Source organism: Chitinimonas taiwanensis DSM 18899 (genome assembly GCF_900119825.1).
Taxonomy (GTDB): Bacteria; Pseudomonadota; Gammaproteobacteria; order Burkholderiales; family Chitinimonadaceae; genus Chitinimonas; species Chitinimonas taiwanensis.
This window is the reverse complement of the sequence record NZ_FPKR01000010.1, coordinates 177,826-198,863: the sequence shown is the minus strand read 5'-3', so window position 1 is coordinate 198,863 and position 21,038 is coordinate 177,826. Positions and strand designations below refer to the sequence as shown.

Below are 21,038 nucleotides of genomic sequence, written 5' to 3'. Positions count from 1 at the left end.
CGGTTTTAATCCATTCTGACCAGGGTTCACAGTACGGCAGCGATGACTGGCGTCGTTTCTGTGCCGCCAATAGGCTCGAACCCAGCATGAGTCGGCGAGGGAACTGCTGGGACAATGCGGTCGCTGAATCTTTCTTCAGTAGCCTGAAAAAGGAACGTATCCGTAAGCGCATCTACAAAACGCGTGAATTGGCTCGCGCCGATGTATTTGACTATATCGAAGCGCTTTACAACCGTGTCCGCCGTCATAGCCATCTTGGCGGCGTCAGTCCCGAGGCCTTTGAACTAGCCGCGGCGTGAGGCTGGAGGTTGTCTACCGTTTCCGGGACAGTCCACCTCTCTCATCCGAGAGCTTGTAGGGTTTTTCTGCGGGCTTGGCGCTACGAATGGCTTTGTCAGTGAGTGGCATGGAGGCTGAGCAGTGGGGGTACACAGCTTTGGGGGTATAAGGTCTGGGGCTACAAGATATACCCCCGTTTATGCCCCCAAAGTGAGCTGGCTGTCAACGGATGTGCTTGGATGAACATGGACAAAAAGACTTTAAAAAACCCGCACTTAGGCGGGTTTTTTGTACTTACCAGGACATGTCTGGAAGTGGTGATGGTGGAGCCGGCGGGAATCGAACCCGCGTCCGGAAGCACTCTACAGTGAGTTCTACATGCTTAGTCTAGCCATTTGGTTTTAACGTCTGACACGCCGACCGACAGGCTTGGCATACGCGAGCCACCTAGATTTAACCCTGCAACAAGTAGCCCGCTGCAGGGCGATCTCATGTTAATAACGCTGCTGCCGGTTGCCCGGCCTGGCCCATGAGAGAACCAGTGCAGCGACTAGCCGGGATTAAGCGGCCAGTGCGTAGGATTCGTCGTTTGCGACTAAATCGATTCAGCGTTTAACGGGGTTCTGAGATCCCGGCATGCCCTCATCCGCTTTGCAACCCCCGTCGAAGCCATGTCGACCCCCTAAGGTACAGCGTACGAAGAGCCCTGAGTATACCGAACAGTGGGTGCTGGCGGCGAGCATTTCCTGCAGAAAACGGAGTAGCGCTGGCAAGTAAAGGCCAAATGCCAGAGCTGATCCAGGCGGCTCAGATCACTTCCAGTTCGGCCTTCAGCGCGCCGGCAGCCTTCATAGCCTGCAAAATGGCCAGCAGGTCCTGCGGCGTGGCACCGATCTTGTTGAGTGCACGTGCGACCTCGTTCAAGGACACGGCGCGCGACACGGTGACAACCCCCCCCTTCTCCGCCTTCACATCTACGCTGGCGTTTTGTACTGGGGCTGTTGTGCCGCCTGAAACTGGCTTGGGCTGGCTGACCTCATTGCTGGCCGAGATGGTCACCGTCAAGTTGCCATGCGAGATCGCACATGGCTCCAGGGTCACGGCACGGTTCATCACGATGGAACCCGTGCGCGCATTGATGACCACGCGTGGCAGCACCTCTTCCGGGGTGATGTTCAGGTTTTCCATGCGTGCCATGAAAGCGACACGGGCGTCGGGGTCCTGCGGGGCGCGGACCTGGATGGTGCGGGCGTCCAGCGCACGCGCAGTACCGCTGCCCAGATTGGCATTGATGGCTTGGGCGAGCTTATTCGCGGTGCTGAAATCGGCATCGTTCAGGGCCAGCATGATATTGGTGCCGTCACCGACGCCGCCCGGTACTTCGCGCTCCACAGTCGCGCCATCTGGAATACGGCCTACGGCCAGCTGATTGACCTGGGTGCTGGAACCGGCGGCCGAAGCGCCAGCCCCCGCGACAATCACATTGCCCTGCGCCATGGCATAGATGCGGCCATCGGCGCCCTTGAGCGGACTCATCAATAGTGTGCCGCCACGCAGGCTCTTGGCATTGCCGATCGAGGAAACCACCACATCGATAGGTTGGCCCACGCGCGAGAAGGCTGGCAGGGAGGCGGTGATGCTGACCGCGGCGACGTTCTTCAGCTGCAGCTGGGTGCCGGCCGGCAAGGTCACACCCAGTTGTTGCAGCATATTCATCATGCTCTGGGTGGTAAACGGGGTCTGGGTGGTCTGGTCGCCCGTCCCGTCCAAGCCCACCACAATGCCGTAGCCGAGCAACTGGTTGCTGCGCACGCCGCCGACGCTGACCAGTTCCTTGATTTTCTGTGCCTGCGCCACGCCGACTGTGCACAACAACATCAGGCAGATCAGCAGGCGTTTGGCAGCGCAGGTCAACATGGGCAGTTTTAGAAAGGCAGGAAGCTGAAGAAGAAGCGCTGCAACCAGCCGGCATTGGTGGCGCTAGCGATGGTGCCGCTGCCCACTTCTTCGATGCGGGCCTCGGCAAGCTTGGTCGAGGATACCACATTGCCTGCGGTGATATTGGCGGGGTTCACGATGCCGGAAACACGCAAATAGCTGACTTCACCGCGGATATTGACCTGCTTCTCGCCCGATACCACCAGGTTGCCATTGGGCAAGACTTCGACCACCTGGGCGGTCAGATCGCCGGTGAAACTATTGCGAGTGCTGGCGCTGCCGCTGCCATCCGAGGACACGGTGGACGAGGTCCCCAAGCTCAGACCACGTAGCAACTTGTCGAAGAAGTTGGAGTTGGCACCGATCTCGACGGTGTTCTCACTGGTACGTTCGGCCTGGTTATCGCTGCTGCTGCTGGCATTCACGCGCTCTTCGATACGAATCGTGATGTTGTCACCGGCGTAACGGGCGCTCGGGTCTTCGAACATCATGCGCGCATTGCCGGTCTGAAAGATGGAGCCATTGGCGGCCAGCACCTGCGGTACCGCCACCGGCCGCACGCTGGTCGGCTGGCTGATGATGGTGGGCGGTACGCTGCTGGCGCAGGCGGCCAGCCATAGCGCACTACTGCACACAAGGATACGGCGGATCATGGCGGTTCTCCTGTCAGGGCCATGGGGCGGGCCGTCGGCGGTTTTGGTGCCGTATCAGCCCTGGTCAAACTGGCTTACAGCTGGGTCAAGCGCTGCAACATCTGGTCGGAGGTCTGGATCGAGCGCGAATTGATTTCATAGGCGCGCTGCGCCTGGATCATATTGATCAGTTCCTCGGTGATATTGACGTTCGAGGTTTCCACATACTGCTGGTTCAGCACACCCGAACCGTTCTGGCCAGGGTCGCTGACCTGGGGCGCGCCAGAGGCGGTGGTTTCCTTGTACAGGTTCTCGCCCACGCTTTGCAGGCCGGCCGGATTGATGAAGGTGGCCAGCTGGATATTGCCGATCTGGGTGGCCTGGGTCTGACCGGCTTGCAGCGCCGTCACCACGCCATCGCGGCTCACACCGAACTGCACCGTGCCTTCCGGCACCGTGATATTGCCCGAGATCGGATAGCCCTCGGCCGTCACCAAGACGCCTTGGTTGTTGACCTGGAAGGCACCGTCACGGGTATAGCCTATCGAACCATCCGGCATTTCAATCTGGAAAAAGCCGCGGCCGTTGATGGCGAGGTCGAAGGGGTTCTCGGTCAGCTGCAGATTGCCCTGGGTGTGGATGCGCTCGGTGGCCACCGGCTTCACGCCAGTACCGACCTGCAGGCCGGTGGGCAGCTGGGTCTGCTGGCTGGTTGCCCCCCCCGGCTGGCGTATGGTCTGGTAAAGCAGATCCTCGAAAATCGGCCGGCTGCGTTTAAAGCCATTGGTATTGACGTTGGCCAGGTTGTTCGAGATGACGTCGATGTTCATTTGCATCGCGTCCATACCGGTCTTGGCAATCCACAGAGAGCGCATCATGGCGGCAATCCTTTCCTGTTCTGTCCTGTCGTTTCGTCGCTTATTGCCGGCTTATCAGCTCAGTTGCAGCACTTGGGCCGCTGCACGCGCGTTCTGGTCTGCTGTTTGCAACATTCGTACCTGCATATCGTAATGGCGCTGGTAATCGATCATTTTCACCAGCTGCTCAACCGAATTCACATTGCTGGCCTCCAGCATGCCGCTGGTCATCTGCACGGTGGCATCCACCTGGGCCGGCTGGCCATCGCGCGGGCGGAACAGGCCGTCGCTGCCGCGCTCAAGTTCACGCTCATTCGGTTTAACCAGCTTGATCCGGCCAATTTCATTGCTCTGCGCCGGGTCTTCCACCGGCGCTGCACTGACCGTGCCATCGCGCCCGAAGGTAATCACGCTATTGGCGGGTAAGACGATAGGGCCGGCATCGCCGAGCACCGGGAAGCCATCACGGGTCTTCAAGAGGCCGGTCGCGTCGATTTCCAGGCTGCCATTGCGCGTGTAGGCCTCGCCGTTGCCGGTCTGCACGGTGAACATGCCTTCGGTAGTGATCGCCACATCGAGATCGCGGCCGGTGGTCTGCAAGGTGCCGGGGGAGAAGTCCGAGCCGGTGGTCTGCTCGAGGACAAAGGAACGGCTCTGATAGCCGGTGCCGCCCACGGCCTGCACGGCGCGGAAGGCGGCCAGCTCCTGCTTGAAGCCAGGCGTGGCGGCATTGGCCAGGTTGTTGGCAACCGTGGCCTGCTGCATGCTGCTTTGCTTGGCGGCCGTCATGGCCACGTAGATCAGTCTGTCCATCTTTACCGCTCCTTGGCGCTGGCGCCGGGAGCGGGGCCGGCAGACTTTGCCGGCCTTTCTTGCCGCTCCGCGCTTAGCGCAGGTTCACCAGTGTCTGCAGGATCGAGTCCTGCGTCTTGATCGTCTGCGCATTGGCCTGGTAGGTCCGCTGCGCGGTGATCATGTCGACCAACTCCTTGGTCAGATCGATATTCGAGTCTTCCACCGCCCCAGATTCCAGCGTGCCGAAATCTGAGGTGCCCGGGGTGCCGAGGCGCGCCTGGTTGGAGGCGAAGCTTTCGGCCCAGCGGTTATCGCCCAGTGGTTGCAAGCCCTGTGGGTTTGCGAAGTTGAACAGCGTGATCTGGCCGATCAGGCGGTTCTGACCATTGGAGTAACGGCCAAGAATGATGCCGTCGTCGCCAATGCTCAGGCCGGTGATATTGCCGTCTGCATAGCCGTCCTGGCTCAGTTCATTCACGCCGAACTGATTGCCGAACTGGGTGGTGCCGTCGAAGTAGGTGGTAAACGCGAGTGGCGTCTGCGCACCGCTCGGCGAGGGCACCGGCGAGGTATATGCAAACTGTGTGCCACCGTTCATTTTGCCGGCGGCATCAAAGGTCACATAACCAGGCTGGGTCACCGGTTCGGCGCCATCAAAGCTGGTCTGCACTTCCCAGGCATTCACCGCCACCTTGGTGAAATAGAAGGTCAGCGTGTGAGCAATACCCTGCGAGTCGTACACGGTGGCCGAGGTGGAGTGGGTGTAGCTGGTGGGATCGGAAGGCACTACCGAGGGTGTGCTGCGCGTTTCCAGCACCCCAGCGGTAAAGGCCGAGGCCTCTTGGGTCAGGCCACTCAGATTGATCTCGAAGGTCATACTGCCGGCCGGCTGGCTGCCATTGGCCGGGTAAGCGAAGTTGGCCGCCACCGGCGAGCCGCCGATCAGCTGGCCATTGGCATTGAACAGCACCGGCGAGAGCGGGCTGCCATCCGGCGCAGTGGTGATCGGCGCGCCGCCGTCAATGCTGTAGCTGCTGGCCCAGGTGTTGGCCGCCGTCTTGGTGACCGTCACATCAATGGTGTGCAGCGCGCCATTCGGGTCGCGGAACTGGCCCGAATAGGTGTGCGGCGTACCGACCGGGTCGGCGGCATCCAGATTGGAATTGCTGATCGCAATCGTGGTGTTCTGAGCGCCGGTGTCGTTGACCGTTACCGTGCCGGGAGCCGGCGTGCCGCTTTCCAGCGCGCCGGAGAAATTCAGATTGAAGTTAAAAGGCGTGGTGCCATAGGCCGGTGCGGGCGAATTGATTGGGTAGGATACCGCCTGGCTGGCGCCCGACTGCAACTGGCCGGTGGCGGTAAACACCAACGGTGTAGCGGTATCGGCGAAGCCGCCAGCGCCATCCAGCTGAGTAGCAGCAGCCCAGGTATTGGCCGCCACCTTGGTCAGCCGCACATCCAGGGTGTGGAACTGGCCGGTCGAATCGGCCACGCGGGTCTGGTAGCTGGTGGTGGTACCCACCGGCGCAGCATTGTTCAGCTGCGCGCCATTGATCGACACCGTGCTGGTGCCGCGGGTCACGATGGGCGCACGCGCGTCGAAGTTCATCCCCAGCGTCAGGCCGGCATCGGCCAGTGCCGAGCCGCCGGTGGCCTGGGCACCGATATTGGCAGTCTGAATCTGGATCGCCGCCGGTGTGGCGCCGGTCACCAGCTGACCGTCGCTATTGGCCAGATAACCGGCCAGCTTGTGATTGCCATTGACGATAAAGCCGTTGCGATCGAGCTGAAACTGGCCGTTACGCGCATAGCTATAGGTGCCGGCCGGGTCGATCATGCGGAAGAAGCCATTGCCCTGGATGGCGATGTCGAGCGGATTATTGGTGGCGGTGATATTGCCCTGGGCAAATTGCTGCGCCACGTTCGAGGTGCGTCCGCCGATACCAACCTGCACATTGGTGCTGGCCAGAGTGTTGGCATACACATCGGCAAATTCGGCGCGCGAGCCCTTGAAACCGACCGTATTGGCATTGGCGACGTTATTACCCACCACGTCGAGGAATTTGGAGGCGGAATTAAGGCCGCTCAAACCTTGCTGGAAACCCATGCTGCTTCTCCCGAAATCTCGCTCGCGCGCTTAGCTGATACGAATCACGTCGTTGAGCGACATGCTGCCATTGCCGGTTACCGTCAGCTTCAGGCTGCCACCGGATAGATCAATGCTTTCCACCTTGGCCGGCACATAGGCGGTCAGCTCCTTGGCATTGCCTTTTTCATCGGTGCTGGTGGCGACCATCTTGTAGGTGCCGGCCGGCAATTTATTCCCCTGCGCATCGGTCCCATCCCACTTGACCTCGCTCAGGCCTGCCTTGGGCTTGCCAAGCGCAATCTCATCCACCTTCACGCCATTGGCGTTGTAGATCGCCACCGTCACCGGGCCGGTCTTGTCCGGAATCGCCACGCGCGCTTCACGTGCATTCGTGCCATCGAAACTGAACTTGCTGCCTGGTGCGAGCACCTCGTGGCCGATCAGCGAGGACGCGAGGCCAGCCGCCTGCACCGACAGGCCAGCCTGGTAGCTGGTCGCCATCGAGGCAATGCTGGTGTTGAGCTCGTCGATGCCGGTCACCATCTGGATCTGGGCGAGCTGGGTGGTGCTCTGCGCGCTGTCCATCGGGTTCATCGGGTCCTGGTTCTGCAACTGGGTCATCAGGAGCTTGAGGAAGCGATCCTGGGTTTCCTCGGCTTTGCTCTTGGTGCTGCTCTTGCCGGTATTGATATCACTGCCCTTGTTGGCGGCGTTGATGTTCTCGTACAGGCTGGCGGCGCTGGTTTGATTGATGGCGGTGGTCATGACTGCCCTTCCCTATCAGACCGAGCCCAGCTGCAGCGTGCGCTGCAACAGGGTCTTGGCGGTGTTCATCATGTCGGCATTGGTCTGGTAGGAACGCGAGGCCGAAATCATATTGGTCATCTCTTCCACCACATTCACATTCGGCATGGCGATATAGCCGGTCGCGTCGGCGAGCGGATTGGCCGGGTCGTAAACGAGGCGCGCAGGGCTTTGATCTTCCGATACCGCCGCCACTTTCACGCCCACCGCCTGCGGCTGATTGGCATTGAGCTGGGTGGCGCTGAACACCACCTGCTTGGCGCGATAGGGCTGGCCAGTCGAGCTGGTCGCGCTCTCGGCATTGGCCAGATTGCTGGCCGTGGTATTGAGGCGGATGGACTGGGCCGTCATGGCCGAGCCGGCAATATCGAAGACGCGGAAGAGTGACATGCTGCTTGCTCCTGTTTAGCCTTAAGCCCGTTTTACTGCGATTGCAGGGCCGCCTTCATGCCGGCGATACGCTGCTGCATAAAGGTCAGGCTGGCCTGGTAACGCACAGCGTTATCCGTGAAATTGCTCATCTCGATATTCATATCCACCGTGTTGCCATCGATGGAGGGCTGCACATCGTTGCGGTACATAAGCAGCGCTTCCAGATCGTTCACCGGCTTGCCGGCCAGGTGGCGGCTGTCGGTGCGGCTCAGGCCCACGCCCTGGCCACGCTGCGCGGTCACCGCGCTGCCCAGCGTGGCGGCAAAATCAAAGTCGCGCGCCTTATAGCCGGGTGTGTCGGCGTTGGCGATATTGCTGGCGATCACCTCCTGACGGGTCGCGCGCAATTTCAGCGCGGTCTCGTTGAAGGCAAAGTGGCGATTGATCTTGGACAGCATGGCGAGGCTCTCTGGGTTTGCCGCTTCGATGGCAGGCAGCAGGCTTAAAGCACGCTACGTGCCAGGCACTACAGCCCTTGTATGATCAAGCAGATAGCGCGCGTCGCCCCCGCACTAGTCCTGCGGCCGGCAAGCCTTGCCGCCCGGCGCGGCAAGCCTGGTCCGGCGCAAAAACGGCAATAAAAAACCGACCCCGCAGGGTCGGCTTTCGGTACGGCAAGATCGCGCAGCGGATGCTTACTGCACAATCTGCTTGGCGGCCTCGCCCAGGGCGGCGGCTGGCTTGCTCATGCCCTCGGTGGCCTTGCCGATGGCCGGGCCCATGGCAGCCCAGAACTTGCCCATTTCCGGATTGGACGGCATCGGCTTGCCCAGATGGATATTGTCCATCGAGTTGCGGATGTTCTCGTCGTTATACAGCTGCCAGAACAGGGTGATATCGGCCGGCACACCGAGCGGCACGGCATCATTCATGGCCTTCAGCCCATCCACCTTCAGCAGGGCATTTTCCAGGAAGGCGAGCGCCTCCTTCTTGTTGCGGCTCTTGGCATTGATCATCGCGCCGAGCACACCAACAAACGGACGCGAGGGCTTGCCCTTGATGCTGGGAATCGGTGCCACGCCGAAGTCGATCTTGGCTTCGCGCAGGCCCTGCCAGGCCCAGGGGCCGCTGATCATCATGCCGAGCTTGCCGGCATGCATCTCCGACTCCATCTGACCATAATCGACACCCTTGGGCATCACGCCCTTCTCGATCAGGCTGGTCAGCATCTCCAAGCCAGCAATGGCGCCCGGCTTGGCCACGCCGGTGTCCTTCGGGTCGTAGCTGCCTTTGTTATCGCGGAAGAAGGGATAACCACCATTGGCTGCTAGTAGCGGCCAGGTGAAGTAGGTATTGTTGTAGTCCCACATGATGGCGCGCGCGCCCTTGCTGCGCAGCTGCGCATCCAGCGCCGGGATCTCTTCGAAGGTTTTCGGTGGGCGCTTGACCAGGGCCTTGTTGTAGATGAGGCCGACCGCCTCGACCGAGATCGGGTAACCCCAGGTCTTGCCGTTCACGGTGAACGCATCCCAAGCCACCGAAACGATATTGCGCTTGGCATCCGGCCCCGGATTGACCGGGGTCAGCAGGCCGAGCTTGATCCATTCGCCGATGCGGTCATGGGGCCAGATCCAGATATCGGGCCCGGCGCCCGCCTTGGCCGCTTCCTGAAATTTCAGCGCGGCATCTTCCGGGTGCTCGACCTTGATATTGATGCCGGTCTGCTTGGCGTACAGATTGCCGATCTTCTGAATGCCCTCGTAGCCCTTGTCGCCATTGATCCAGACCGTGATGGTCTTGCCGGCGGCAAATGCCGGGGCCAGCAGTGCTGTGCCGATCAGGGCCAGCAACGCCTGCGATACGCGGCGACGGACTACATTAGGAAAAGCTGCTTTCTTGCTAACGGCCGCAAGTTGCCCTTCGTTGAATCCGAAAGTCATTGTCAAATCACTCCACTGCTCTGGTTGGAAAAGTACGCTCTGACGGCGCTTTTTGCCGGACCGCAGCGAGGCGGCCCGTGCATTCACTGCAACACGGCCCGAAGGCCGTGCCTGGGTATGGCTTACTTGGCGTTCATCAAGGCCAGGGTGGTATCCAGCATGCGGTTCGAATAGCCCCACTCGTTGTCGTACCAGGCCATGACCTTAACCAGGCGCTTATTGCTGACCTTGGTCTGCGAGGCATCGAAGTTGCTCGATGCCGGGTTATGGTTGAAATCGATGGAGACCAGCGGCTTGGTCACATAGGTGAGGATGCCGCTCTTGCTGCTGGCCGCGGCGGCCTTGAGGATTTCATTCACTTCGCTGACCGAGGTGTCGCGGCCGGCAGTGAACACGAAATCGACCAGCGAGACATTGATGGTCGGCACACGCACGGCCAGGCCATCGAGCTTGCCAGCCAGTTCCGGAATCACCAGGCCGATGGCGGCGGCGGCGCCGGTCTTGGTCGGGATCATCGACTGGGTGGCCGAGCGCGCGCGGCGCAGATCGCTGTGATACAGATCGGTCAGCACCTGGTCATTGGTGTAGCTATGCACCGTGGTCATCAGGCCCATTTCCACGCCCAGTGCGGCGTGCAGCGGAGCCACCAGCGGGGCCAAGCAGTTGGTGGTGCAGCTGGCGTTCGAGATCACCGTGTCGCTGGCCTTCAGCGTGTGGTCGTTCACACCGTAGACGATGGTGGCGTCGACATCCTCACCACCGGGGGCCGAAATGACCACCTTTTTGGCACCGGCGGCGAGGTGGGCCGAGGCCTTGGCCTTGCTGGTGAACAGACCCGTGCACTCGAACACCACGTCCACATTCAGGTCTTTCCAGGGCAGCTGGGCCGGATCGCGCACGCTCAGGTAGCGGATGCGGTCGCCATTGACCAGCAGATGATCGCCCTCGTAGCCGACTTCGGCGCGGAACTTGCCGTGTACGGTGTCGTACTCGGTCAAGTGGGCATTGACTTCGATCTCACCCAGATTGTTGATCGCAACGATCTCGAAATCGCCGCGACGGTTGTATTCATACAGGCCGCGCAGCACGTTGCGGCCGATCCGGCCGTAGCCGTTGATTGCGATGCGGATGGTCATGGTAGCTCCTGATTGCTTGAGTTGATGGCGACGCCGTTGTGGCGTTCTGCTTTGTTATCGGTGTGGCCTCGAACGGGCCGCTTCACTCCGTAGAGAAACAGTGCTGCCGGCGCAGCTCAGCTTGCGTCACACCCATCGCCCTTGGCTTGCTATGGCAAGCGCCAAGATCAAAAGGTGGGCACCAGCCCTAGGGCATCTCTCGCCCCATGGCGGCCTCCAGCAATTCGAACCATTGCTGACGATCCAGTGCGAGGTTCTGCGCCGCCACCAGCTCGCGAATGCGCTGCAGCTTGCCGCTGCCGACTACCGGGTGGATGCGGGCCGGATGACGCAGCAGCCAGGCAATCGCCAGCTGTTCCGGTGTGGCGTGCAATTCATCGCCCAGCCGCTGGAGCACCCTGCCCAGCGCGCTCTCGGCCGGCGTACTGGACAGGCGGCCGCCACCAAGCGGCGACCAGGCTTGCGGCATGGTGCGCTGGCGCTGCGCAAGGTCCAGGCTGCCGTCGAACAGTGGCGCGGTATGCAGCAGGGAAATCTCGATCTGATTGGCCACCAGCGGCTCGGCCAGCCGGCTTTGCAGCAGCTCGAACTGATGCGGCAGGAAGTTGGATACCCCGAAAGCCTTGACCTTGCCGGCCTGTTTGAGCGCGGCAAACGCTTCGGCCACCTCATCGGCATCCATCAGCGGGTCGGGGCGATGGATCAGCAGCAGATCGAGCTGCTCGACACCTATGGCCTGCAGCGAATGCTCGGCCGAGGCGATGATGTGCGCACGACTGGTGTTGTAATGTTTCACCCGGTGCTGCGGACGCGCCGGTGTGACCAGCGCGATCCCGCATTTGGAAATCAGCTTTAGGCGCGGCTTGAGCGCCGGCCGCGTGGCCAGCGCGGCACCGAACATCGCCTCGCATTGATAGCCATTATAGATATCGGCCAGATCAAAGGTATCGATGCCCAGATCAAGGCAAGCCTCAATCAGATCAGCCACTTCGGCTGGGCGCATGGCCCAGTCACCGATACGCCACACACCCATGATCAGGCGCGAGAATTCGCTACTCATCTTCCATCCCTTGCATCGCAAATCCAACCGCGCCTGTGGTGCGCAATCGGCTAGGCCTTTTCCAGCAATACCGGACCCGTTGCCTGTAGTTTAACTACACCAGCGCTGACTGTCGCGCTCGTTCCGCTATATGCATCGCGCAAAACCTCACCATCGCGGAATACGCCAGCCACATTCACGCTGATCTCGCCCTGCGCCTTGAGCACCACCACTACCCGGTCGTCCTGCGTGGTACGCGCAAAGGTATAGGGTGCATCCGACAGCTTACGATGCTCGCCGCGTGCCAGTGCCACATGGCGGGCACGGAACTGAGTCAGCTTCTGCCAGTGGGCCAACAAGGCCTGGTCGATGCTGTTCCAGTTCATTGATGAGCGGGTCGATTGCTGCGGATCACCGCTGCTGGCCGGGCCATCCGGACGGGCAGTCTCATCGCCATAGAAAATCTGCACGCCGCCAGGGGCCAGCATCAGCGCGCTGGCGGCATCGAACAGCTTCTCACGATGGAATAAGCGTGTGTCGTGCGAGGAGATATAGGACAGCACATCGAAAGGCTTGCCGCCCGCCCTGCCCTGGCTGAGCTTGCCCGCGTACTCGGCATACATGCTGTCCAGCGCCTGTGGATCGAGCAGCTGGCGATCCTGCAGATCGAAGTTCAACAGGCTGTCAAAGCCGTTGTCGAAGTAGGCATCGCGCTCCACGCCATGCGGGAACACCTCACCCACCATCCAGAACGGTGCATCGTCGATCTTCTTGTCCGGATTGCGCGCCTTCCAGTCGGCCAGTGCCTGCGTGCCCGCCTGCTTGAGGTCGGCCCAGGCATCGAGCTCGACATGCTTGGCGGTATCCACGCGGAAACCATCCACGCCATAGTCGAGCACCCAGTCAGTCAGCCACTTGACCAGATAGCCACGCACGGTGGTGTTGGGCAGATCGACGGCGCGGGTATCGGCCTTCTTCTTCAGGAAGGGCGGCAGGCTGACCGGCTGCTTGGAATCGGTACGGAAATCGGGCAGATAGGCGAGCTGCATGGTCAGATCATCGCTACCACCCTCTGGGTAGCCGTGCAGACCGGCGCGCACCCAGTCACCGCCCCACCACTCGGCCCACTTCTCCTGCTCGCCGTTGTAATCAATCCAGCTGTGGTAGTTCTTCAGGTTGTATTTCTCGTATGCGCCGGGCCACAGCACGGGGATTTTTAGCTGCTGTGCGGTTTCGATATCCAGGTAGCCGGGGTGATTCATCACCACATCGAACAGTACGCGGATGCCTTGTGCATGGGCGGTATCGATGAAACGGCGCAGCTCATCCGGCGTGCCCATATTCTGGTCGAGCACCGTGTAATCGAGCGCGTAATAGCCGTGATAGGAGTAATGCTTGAATTCAGCCTTGCCACCCTGCACCCAGCCACGCAGCTGTTCATAAGGTGCGGTGATCCACAGGGCGTTCACGCCCAGATTCTTGAAATAGCCTTCGTTCAGCTTGGCGGTCAGACCCGCCAAATCGCCGCCATGAAAGGTGCCGATCTCGCGCTCGCCATCCGGCTGGCGGCCATAGCTGCGGTCATTGGCCGGGTTGCCGTTGTAGAAGCGGTCGGTGACCACGAAGTAGACGATGGGGTTGGCAGCGAAGCCAGCCTCGGCCTTGGGCGACGGCGCCGTGGCGGCCGTCGCACTGGCAGCAGCAGGGGCCTGGGCAAGCGGCGGTGTAGCGGCACAGCCGGCCAGCAATAAGGCGGCGCTCAGGGCCGCGAGACGGGGCAGGAAAGTCATCGAAGGTCCATTCAGGCGGAAAAAAAGCGCCCAACCGAAGTCGGGCGCAGGTCGACAATTGCTTACTTCTTGGCGGCGACCGCTTCGTCCTTGGAGAAGTAGATCTTCGGATCGCCCGAGTTGATCCACACTTCCTTGCCCTTGGCGCTGTCGAAGGACATGTCCTTGGCGCCCTGCTCCTTCACATCGCCCTTGTGGATGATGTAGTTGACCTTGCCCGAGGAGCCGAACTTGGCCAGCGGCTGGGTGAAATACACGCCAAAGGCATCGCAGCCCTTGGGCATCAGCGGCACGAACCAGTTGGTCAGGCCCACGTTCGGGCTGCGCCACAGATGGATGCCCCAATCGGCATAGTTGCCATCCGGACGGTTGTAATGGATCACCACTTCATCTGCAGGAGGGGTGTATTCCTTGCAATCAGCGGCGTTGGCGGCCAGGCCGGAAACCATCAAGGCACCCAGCAACACGGATTTCAACAGCGAACGCTTGTTCATCATTTCTACGTCTCCTCTTTCGGGATTGAATCCAAGATCACACTGGCTGAAGACTCAGCCCTTCACTCCACCAGCCGTCAGGCCGGAAATCATCCACCGCTGTGCCATCAGGAAAACCACCGTGATCGGCAAGCCGGACAAAATGGCAGCCGCTGCAAAATCGCCCCAGCGATAGTGCTGCGGATACAGGAACTGCTTGGAACCCACGGCCAGCGTCAGCTGGTCCTGGCTCTGCACCAGAATCGAGGCAATCGGGTATTCATTGATGCCATTGATGAAGGCCAGGATGAATACCACCATCAGAATCGGCAGCGACATGGGCAGCAGTACATAGCGGAAAGCCTGGAAGGGTGAAGCGCCATCCACCTTGGCCGCTTCCTCGATTTCGGTCGGGATGGTTTCGAAATAGCCCTTGATGGTCCAGATATGCAGGGCAATGCCGCCGGTGTAGGCCAGGATCAGCCCGCCATGACTATTGATGCCCAGGCCCGGCACATAGGTGCCGATACGGTCGAAGATCGCGTAGATACCGACCAGGACCAGCACCGAAGGGAACATCTGCAAGAGCAGCAGCGAAGTCATCAGCTGCGGCTTGAACGCGAACTTCATGCGCGCAAACGCATAGGCACAGGTGGTCGACAGCAAGAGCGCGATCAGGGCCGACAAGCCGGCCACCTTGACCGAGTTCCACAGCCAGCCCAGCACCGGGAAATCCGGCTCAATTAGCTGACCATCGGCGCCCTGATAGGAAATCCCCAGCGCCAGCTTCCAGTGATCGAGACTGATCACGGTCGGGATCAGCTCGCCGGTGGCAAAGTTACCCGGGCGCAGGCTGATGGACAGCAACATCAGGAAGGGCGCCAGCGTAAGCGCAATAAAGCAGATCAGACCCACATGCGCCGCCGCGACGCGCCAGCGATGCGATTTATCCAGAACCACAGCCATTTCAACACTCCTCTTCACCCGCTCAGCGCGAGTGGAAAACACCATCTGCGCCGCCGCGGCCCGCAAGGCCGCCAGCGGCTATTTGCACGATCAGCCCTGTTCGTTCGCCGTGGTCTTGCTGATGCGCATATTGACCAGGGAAAGCAGAACCACCATCAGGAAGATCACCGTGGACAGGGCCGAGGCCAGACCGAAGTCCTGACCCGAGTCTTCGAAGGCGATCCGGTAGGTGTAGGACACCAGCACATCGGTGGTACCGGCCGGAATCTTGGTGCCGAGGAAGTCCGGACGACCGCCGGTCAACAGCGCCACGATAACGAAGTTATTGAAGTTGAAGGCAAAGGCCGAGATCAGCAGCGGCGTCATCGGCTTGGCGATCAAGGGCAGCGTGATCTTGAAGAAATTGGTCAGCGGGCCGGCACCGGCAATGGCGGACGCTTCATACAGATCGGACGGAATCGCCTTGATCAGCCCCATGCACAGCAACATCATGTAGGGGAAGCCTAACCAGGTGTTGACGATCAACAGCATGGTCTTGGCGAGGAAGGGGTCGGTGAACCAGTTGGGGGTCAGCCCGAACAGCTGGCCAAGCACCAGATTGATTTCACCCGAGTTCTCGTTGAACAAGCCCTTGAACACCAGGATGGAGATAAAGCCCGGCACCGCGTAGGGAATGAACAGCAGCACGCGGTAGATGGCGCGACCAGCCAGGGCTTCCCAGCTCATCAGCACAGCCAGCACAACGCCTACCGAGAAGGCGAATACCACGGTCAGGCCGGCGAACAGCACGGTCCAGATGAAGATCTGCACCAGCGGCTCGCTCAGGGCGCGATCGCTGAAGATGCGCACATAGTGATCAAAGCCGATCACCGTGGTGAAGCCCGGCTGCATCTCTTCGCCAGCCTGGTTCTTGTAGAAGCCCTGCTCCATGTCCGGGCGCAGTACATCGCCGCTCTCCTGATCAAGCAGGCTGCCATCGGGCTGCTTCAGGTATTGCTTGCGCACCGGCGCAAACTCGCGCAGGCCGGCCGCACTCACGCTCAGGCCATCGGGCAGCTTGACCGTCACCAGCTTGAGGGCTTTTAGATTCTGGATCAGGGTACGGGTATCGGCGGCTTCGGCCAGCGGTGCATCTGCCGGTGTGGGCAGCAGGGCCTCGACCTCCACCGCCTTGTTCTGCAAGGCCAGCGCCGGGGTCACGAATACCTTGCCATCTTCGGCTTCCAGGCGAATACGGTAGGCCGCGCCATCCGGGTGCAGGGTGAAGGCCAGCGAGCCGCCTTCCACCGTATAGGTCTGGTCCAGGAAGTACTGCGTCGAACGCTCGAAGCTCAGCAGATGCTTGGAGCTGTAATTAGTGAAGCCAATCGAGAAGTTGATCGCGATCGGTAGGATCACGAACAGCAGGACCGCGATCAGGCCCGGGAACAGATAGCGGTAGTTGTAAGCCTTGGTCGAGGTGTACACATACACCGCAAGGCCGAGCAGGCCAACCAGGCAGAAGGCTGCCAGCGATTGACCGGACAGGTAGACCTGCAGGCTCAGGTATAAACCCGCCAGAACCACCAGCGACATCAAGACCGCCGGTGCCGCCTTTTTAAACAAACGTCCCATTCTCTATCTTCTCCTTGGCTCGGATCAGCACACTGCAGGCTAGCTGCCGGCAATGCGCTGATCGGAGCCCTCCCCTACGGGAGGGCACCTGCTACTTCAAAGCACTACACGCTTACTTGCCGCCAATACGCTTGGCTGCTGCGTCCAGACCTTCCTTGACGCTCTGACGACCGGTGGTCACGTTCTGCAGTGCCGGTGCCATCGAGGCCCAGAAGCGACCCATCTCCGGCACATTGGGCATGGGCAGACCGGCCTGGGCCGAAGCCATGGTGGCCTTGATGTTGGGGTCGTTCGCCAGTTCCTTGTAGAAGGCCTTGTTGGCCGGCACGCCCAGCGGCACATCAGCGTTGATCTTCTTCAGGCCATCCACGCTCATCAGGTGGTTTTCAATGAAGTCGACCGCGATGTCCTTGTTCTTGCTGCTGTTATTAATCATGCAGCCCAGAACACCCACGAAAGGCGCGCCCTTCTTGCCAGCGATGCTGGGGATGGTGGCCACGCCGAAGTTGATCTTCGACTGCTTGGCGTTGTCCCAGGCCCAGGGGCCAGAGATCATCATGGCGATATCGCCCTTGGCGAAGCCGTCTTCCATATCGGCGTACTGCGCGCCTTGCGGCATCACGCCTTCCTTGACCAGCTTGACCAGCATCTCGACACCCTTCTGGGCACCGGCATTGTTCACGCCGACGTCGCCGATGTTGTAGGTGCCATCAGCCTTGGGCTTGAACACATAACCACCGTTGGCGGCAATCAGCGGCCAGGTGAAGTAGGTATTGGTGTAGTCCCACAGAATGGCTTTCTTGCCTTTGGCCTTCAGTGCCTTGTCGATAGCGAAGATTTCTTCAAAGGTCTTGGGCGGTGTTGGCACCAGGTCCTTGTTGTAGATCAGCGCAATCGCTTCGATGGACAGCGGATAGCCCCACATCTTGCCGCCGATGGTGAAGGACTTCACGGCCAGCGGGTCGAGCTGGTCGAGCACCTTCTTGGACGGCTTGATCGGGCTGACCAGACCGGCGGCAACCCACTCGCCAGCGCGATCATGCGGCCAGCAGAAGATATCCGGGCCCTTGCCGGCTGCGGCAGCCTGCTGGAACTTGCCCGGGGCATCTTCCGGGTGTTCGACGGCCACGGCCACGCCGGCCTTCTTGGCGTACTCATCGCCCACCTTCTGGATGCCGTTGTAGCCCTTGTCGCCATTGATCCACAGCGAGAGCTTGGCATCGGCAGCATGAGCGGCGCCAAAGCTGCCGGCCAGGGCCAGCGCAACTAGTGTTTTGTTCAGCTTCATGATCACTCCATTCGTATTGTGGTTTGGTGGTGCTACGGCTTGGATTACGACTGATGCTCGCTTGTTTACGAGTTCTTTACGCGCTGGAAAGCCAGACCAGCGTCGTCGAATAGATAGCAGTCGGACGGCGCGGCGCCCACATGCAGGGTTTCACCGGCCTTGGCATCGTGCTCGGCATGTGCGCGCACCACGAGGTGATCCTGCGCACCTTCCACATGCACGTAGTAGATGGTGGCCTCACCCAGGTGCTCGGCGGCAATCACCTGGCCGGCAATCTTGTTGCCCTGGGCATCCACCACGAAATGCTCGGGACGAATGCCCAGGGTAACCGCGCTGCCTACCTTGCCGCGGCTGGCATCGACCTGCACCTGCACCTGTGCGCCATCGGCCAGTTTCACCGTGGCCAGCGTCTCGCTACCCGACAGCAGGGTGCCCTGGATGAAGTTCATCTTCGGCGAGCCGATGAAACCAGCCACGAACAGATTGCGCGGATGGTGGTAGAGCTCGAGCGGCGCACCGACCTGTTCCACATTGCCGGCGCTCAGTACCACGATGCGGTCGGCCAGGGTCATGGCCTCCACCTGATCATGCGTCACATAGATCATGGTGGTCTTCAGCTCACGGTGCAGCTTGGTGATCTCGATGCGCATCTGCACGCGCAGTGCGGCATCCAGATTGGACAAGGGCTCGTCGAACAGGAAGACATTCGGCTTGCGCACGATGGCGCGGCCGATGGCCACGCGCTGGCGCTGGCCGCCCGACAAGGCCTTCGGCTTACGCTCGAGCAGGTGTTCGATCTGCAGAATCTTGGCGGCCCGGTCGACCGCCTGCTTCATCTCATCCTTGGAAACGCCAGCCAGCTTGAGGCCGAACGCCATATTCTCGGCCACCGTCATATGCGGATAGAGCGCATAGCTCTGGAACACCATGGCGACGCCACGCTTGGCCGGCGGCACATCGTTGCAGCGCTCGCCGCCGATATGCAGATCGCCCGAGGTGATGTCTTCCAGACCGGCAATCGTGCGCAGCAGCGTGGATTTACCGCAGCCGGACGGGCCGACGAACACCACAAACTCGCCATCCTTGATGTCGAGATCGATGCCATGCAGGGTTTCGATCTCGCCAAATGATTTGCGAATGCCGCGCAAGACGACGTCGGACATAGCTGAATGCTCCGTGTATTGATTCTGATGAGCTGAGGGGCCGCTGGCCGCCTCAGTGGCAAATAGTGGCGAACAGGCCGCCGAAAGGCGCCAGTTCAACATAGTCCTTGTTCAGCAGACCGCCGCCCAGGCCATGACCCTGCAAGGCTTGCGCATCACGCAGGCGCTTGGGCAGCTTGAAGCGCTGCGCTTCTCCGCCCAGGTTGAACGCGCACAGCCAGGTCTGCTCGCCCAGGCTGCGGGTAAACACCAGCAGCGGCTCGGGCGCATCCAGGAAGGCAATATCGCCGGTCTTCAAGACCGGCTGCGCCTTGCGCCAGGCCAGAAACTGCCGATAGAAGGCCAGCGTGGACGCGCCATCCTGCTCCTGCACATCCACTGCGCGGGCCAGGTGTTCCTTGCTGACCGGCAACCAGGGCTTGCTGCTGGAGAAACCGCCATGCTTGGCCTTGGCCTGCCAGGGCATGGGGGTGCGACAACCATCGCGGCCCTTGAATTCCGGCCAGAAGGTGATGCCATACGGGTCCTGCAGCTGCTCGAAGGGAATATCGGCTTCGGTCAGCGCGAGCTCTTCGCCTTGGTAAATACACAGGCTGCCCTTGAGGCTGGCCGACATGGCCAGCAGCAGCTTGGCATAGGCCGGGCTGGTTTCACCCTTGCCCCAGCGCGAGACCACGCGCGCGACATCGTGGTTGCCGATGCTCCAGCACCCCCAGCCCTCGCCGCCTTCCTTCTTGCCGGTCTTCTTCAGCTGCGCTTCCAGCTCTTCCACCTGCTGGCGGATATGCGCGGCCGAGCCGTCCGGGGTGAGCAGATTAAAGCTGTAGGCCATATGCAGCTTGTCGCCGCCCGAGGTGTACTTGGCCATCACCTTGAGCGAGTTATCGTCGCCCACCTCGCCCACCGAGGCGGCGCCGTATTCGTCCAGCAAGGCGCGCACCTTCTGCAGGAAGGCGATGTTTTCCGGCTGCGACTTATCGTATTTGTGCGCTTGCAGGCCGTAGGGGTTGTCGGCGCTCACCGTCTTGCTATCGCGCACGGTGGCCGGCGGGTTGGCGCGCAGCTTGCGATCATGGAAATGGAAGTTACAGGCGTCAAAGCGGAAGCCATCCACGCCGCGCTCCAGCCAGAAGCGGATCGAATCAAGCATAGCCTGCTGCACATCCGGATTATGGAAGTTCAGATCGGGCTGGCTCGAGAGGAAGTTGTGCAGGAAGTACTGACGACGACGCGACTCCCACTGCCAAGCCGAACCACCGAATACCGACAGCCAGTTATTGGGCGGTGTGCCATCCGGCTGCGGATCAGCCCAGACATACCAGTCGGCCTTCGGGTTATCGCGACTCTGGCGGCTTTCCTTGAACCAGGCATGCTGGTCGGAACAGTGGCTGAGCACCTGATCGATCATCACCTTCAGGCCCAGACCATGCGCGGCCTTGACCAGCTGGTCAAAACCGGCCAGATCACCGAACAGCGGGTCGACATCACAGTAATCGCTGACGTCGTAGCCAAAATCCTTCATCGGCGATTTGAAGATCGGCGAGATCCAGATTGCATCCACGCCCAGGCTGGCCACATAGGGCAGCTTCTCGGTAATACCGGCCAGATCGCCCACGCCATCGCCATTGCTGTCAGCAAAGCTGCGCGGATAGATTTGATAGATGACGCCACCGCGCCACCAGTCGCTGGCTTGCTTCGTTTTTTTCATGCTCGTCGCCGCAAATAGATAGGAGCAAAACCGCTCGTCTCGACGCAGACACGCCGAGGCGACCGGATTCGCCACCGAAAAACAGGCGGGCGAGCCCGCCTGTCTCAATCAGCCTGCCCGGGAGGTCTGCGCCTCCCGGACATGGTGTTAGATCA

The 21,038-nt window shown here is 60.7% G+C and carries 19 protein-coding genes and 1 other RNA gene; 1 reads left to right on the top strand and 19 read right to left on the bottom strand.

Annotation, left to right across the window (positions count from 1 at the left end):
- The coding region (locus tag BT173_RS13540) for an IS3 family transposase (RefSeq protein ID WP_139256163.1) at positions 1-299 on the top strand (299 nt) is incomplete at its 5' end.
- A gap of 301 nt (positions 300-600) precedes the next feature.
- On the opposite strand, the gene ssrA is transcribed toward BT173_RS13540, so the two are convergent.
- The 19 genes from ssrA to BT173_RS13445 form a co-directional block, all read right to left on the bottom strand.
- Positions 601-961: a transfer-messenger RNA gene (ssrA, locus tag BT173_RS13535) on the bottom strand.
- 125 nt (positions 962-1,086) lie between these two features.
- Positions 1,087-2,196 (bottom strand): flagellar basal body P-ring protein FlgI, encoded by a 1,110-nt coding sequence (locus BT173_RS13530; RefSeq protein ID WP_084658601.1) that lies wholly within the window; start codon positions 2,194-2,196, stop codon positions 1,087-1,089.
- An 8-nt stretch (positions 2,197-2,204) separates the two neighbouring features.
- On the bottom strand, positions 2,205-2,870 hold the full coding sequence (locus BT173_RS13525; protein WP_072429194.1) for a flagellar basal body L-ring protein FlgH: 666 nt from the start codon (positions 2,868-2,870) through the stop codon (positions 2,205-2,207).
- Between the two features lie 74 nt (positions 2,871-2,944).
- Positions 2,945-3,727 carry a flagellar basal-body rod protein FlgG gene (gene flgG / locus BT173_RS13520; protein WP_072429193.1) on the bottom strand — a complete coding sequence of 261 codons (783 nt, stop codon included), beginning with the start codon at positions 3,725-3,727 and terminating at the stop codon, positions 2,945-2,947.
- 54 nt (positions 3,728-3,781) lie between these two features.
- The gene (gene flgF / locus BT173_RS13515) at positions 3,782-4,519 is read right to left on the bottom strand and encodes a flagellar basal-body rod protein FlgF (protein ID WP_072429192.1); all 738 of its coding nucleotides are present in this window, start codon (positions 4,517-4,519) and stop codon (positions 3,782-3,784) included.
- A gap of 73 nt (positions 4,520-4,592) precedes the next feature.
- Entirely contained in the window at positions 4,593-6,608 is a 2,016-nt protein-coding gene (locus BT173_RS13510) for a flagellar hook-basal body complex protein (RefSeq protein WP_072429191.1), read from the bottom strand.
- 30 nt (positions 6,609-6,638) lie between these two features.
- The gene (locus BT173_RS13505) at positions 6,639-7,355 is read right to left on the bottom strand and encodes a flagellar hook assembly protein FlgD (protein WP_072429190.1); all 717 of its coding nucleotides are present in this window, start codon (positions 7,353-7,355) and stop codon (positions 6,639-6,641) included.
- 15 nt (positions 7,356-7,370) lie between these two features.
- Positions 7,371-7,784, bottom strand: coding sequence for a flagellar basal body rod protein FlgC (gene flgC / locus BT173_RS13500; RefSeq protein ID WP_072429189.1), 414 nt, complete (start codon positions 7,782-7,784; stop codon positions 7,371-7,373).
- A 32-nt stretch (positions 7,785-7,816) separates the two neighbouring features.
- Positions 7,817-8,224: a flagellar basal body rod protein FlgB gene (gene flgB / locus BT173_RS13495; RefSeq protein WP_072429188.1), complete on the bottom strand. Its 408-nt coding sequence runs from the start codon at positions 8,222-8,224 to the stop codon at positions 7,817-7,819.
- Positions 8,225-8,461: 237 nt separating this feature from the next.
- Positions 8,462-9,706, bottom strand: coding sequence for a maltose/maltodextrin ABC transporter substrate-binding protein MalE (malE, locus tag BT173_RS13490; protein WP_084658598.1), 1,245 nt, complete (start codon positions 9,704-9,706; stop codon positions 8,462-8,464).
- A 122-nt stretch (positions 9,707-9,828) separates the two neighbouring features.
- A complete protein-coding gene (gene gap, locus BT173_RS13485) occupies positions 9,829-10,842 on the bottom strand; it encodes a type I glyceraldehyde-3-phosphate dehydrogenase (protein WP_072429186.1) in 1,014 nt (337 codons plus the stop codon).
- Positions 10,843-11,029: 187 nt separating this feature from the next.
- A complete protein-coding gene (locus BT173_RS13480; protein ID WP_084658596.1) occupies positions 11,030-11,902 on the bottom strand; it encodes an aldo/keto reductase in 873 nt (290 codons plus the stop codon).
- A 50-nt stretch (positions 11,903-11,952) separates the two neighbouring features.
- A complete protein-coding gene (locus tag BT173_RS13475; RefSeq protein WP_072429184.1) occupies positions 11,953-13,671 on the bottom strand; it encodes an alpha-amylase family glycosyl hydrolase in 1,719 nt (572 codons plus the stop codon).
- A gap of 62 nt (positions 13,672-13,733) precedes the next feature.
- Positions 13,734-14,168, bottom strand: coding sequence for a pullulanase-associated domain-containing protein (locus tag BT173_RS13470; RefSeq protein WP_072429183.1), 435 nt, complete (start codon positions 14,166-14,168; stop codon positions 13,734-13,736).
- Between the two features lie 51 nt (positions 14,169-14,219).
- Positions 14,220-15,110 carry a maltose ABC transporter permease MalG gene (gene malG, locus BT173_RS13465; protein WP_072429182.1) on the bottom strand — a complete coding sequence of 297 codons (891 nt, stop codon included), beginning with the start codon at positions 15,108-15,110 and terminating at the stop codon, positions 14,220-14,222.
- A 90-nt stretch (positions 15,111-15,200) separates the two neighbouring features.
- Entirely contained in the window at positions 15,201-16,685 is a 1,485-nt protein-coding gene (gene malF / locus BT173_RS13460; protein WP_245794180.1) for a maltose ABC transporter permease MalF, read from the bottom strand.
- 151 nt (positions 16,686-16,836) lie between these two features.
- Complete coding sequence (gene malE, locus BT173_RS13455) at positions 16,837-18,012, bottom strand: maltose/maltodextrin ABC transporter substrate-binding protein MalE (protein ID WP_072429180.1); 1,176 nt, start codon at positions 18,010-18,012, stop codon at positions 16,837-16,839.
- Between the two features lie 65 nt (positions 18,013-18,077).
- Entirely contained in the window at positions 18,078-19,175 is a 1,098-nt protein-coding gene (locus tag BT173_RS13450; RefSeq protein WP_072429179.1) for an ABC transporter ATP-binding protein, read from the bottom strand.
- A gap of 52 nt (positions 19,176-19,227) precedes the next feature.
- Positions 19,228-20,883, bottom strand: coding sequence for an alpha-glucosidase (locus BT173_RS13445; RefSeq protein WP_072429178.1), 1,656 nt, complete (start codon positions 20,881-20,883; stop codon positions 19,228-19,230).
- Positions 20,884-21,038: the final 155 nt, after the last annotated feature.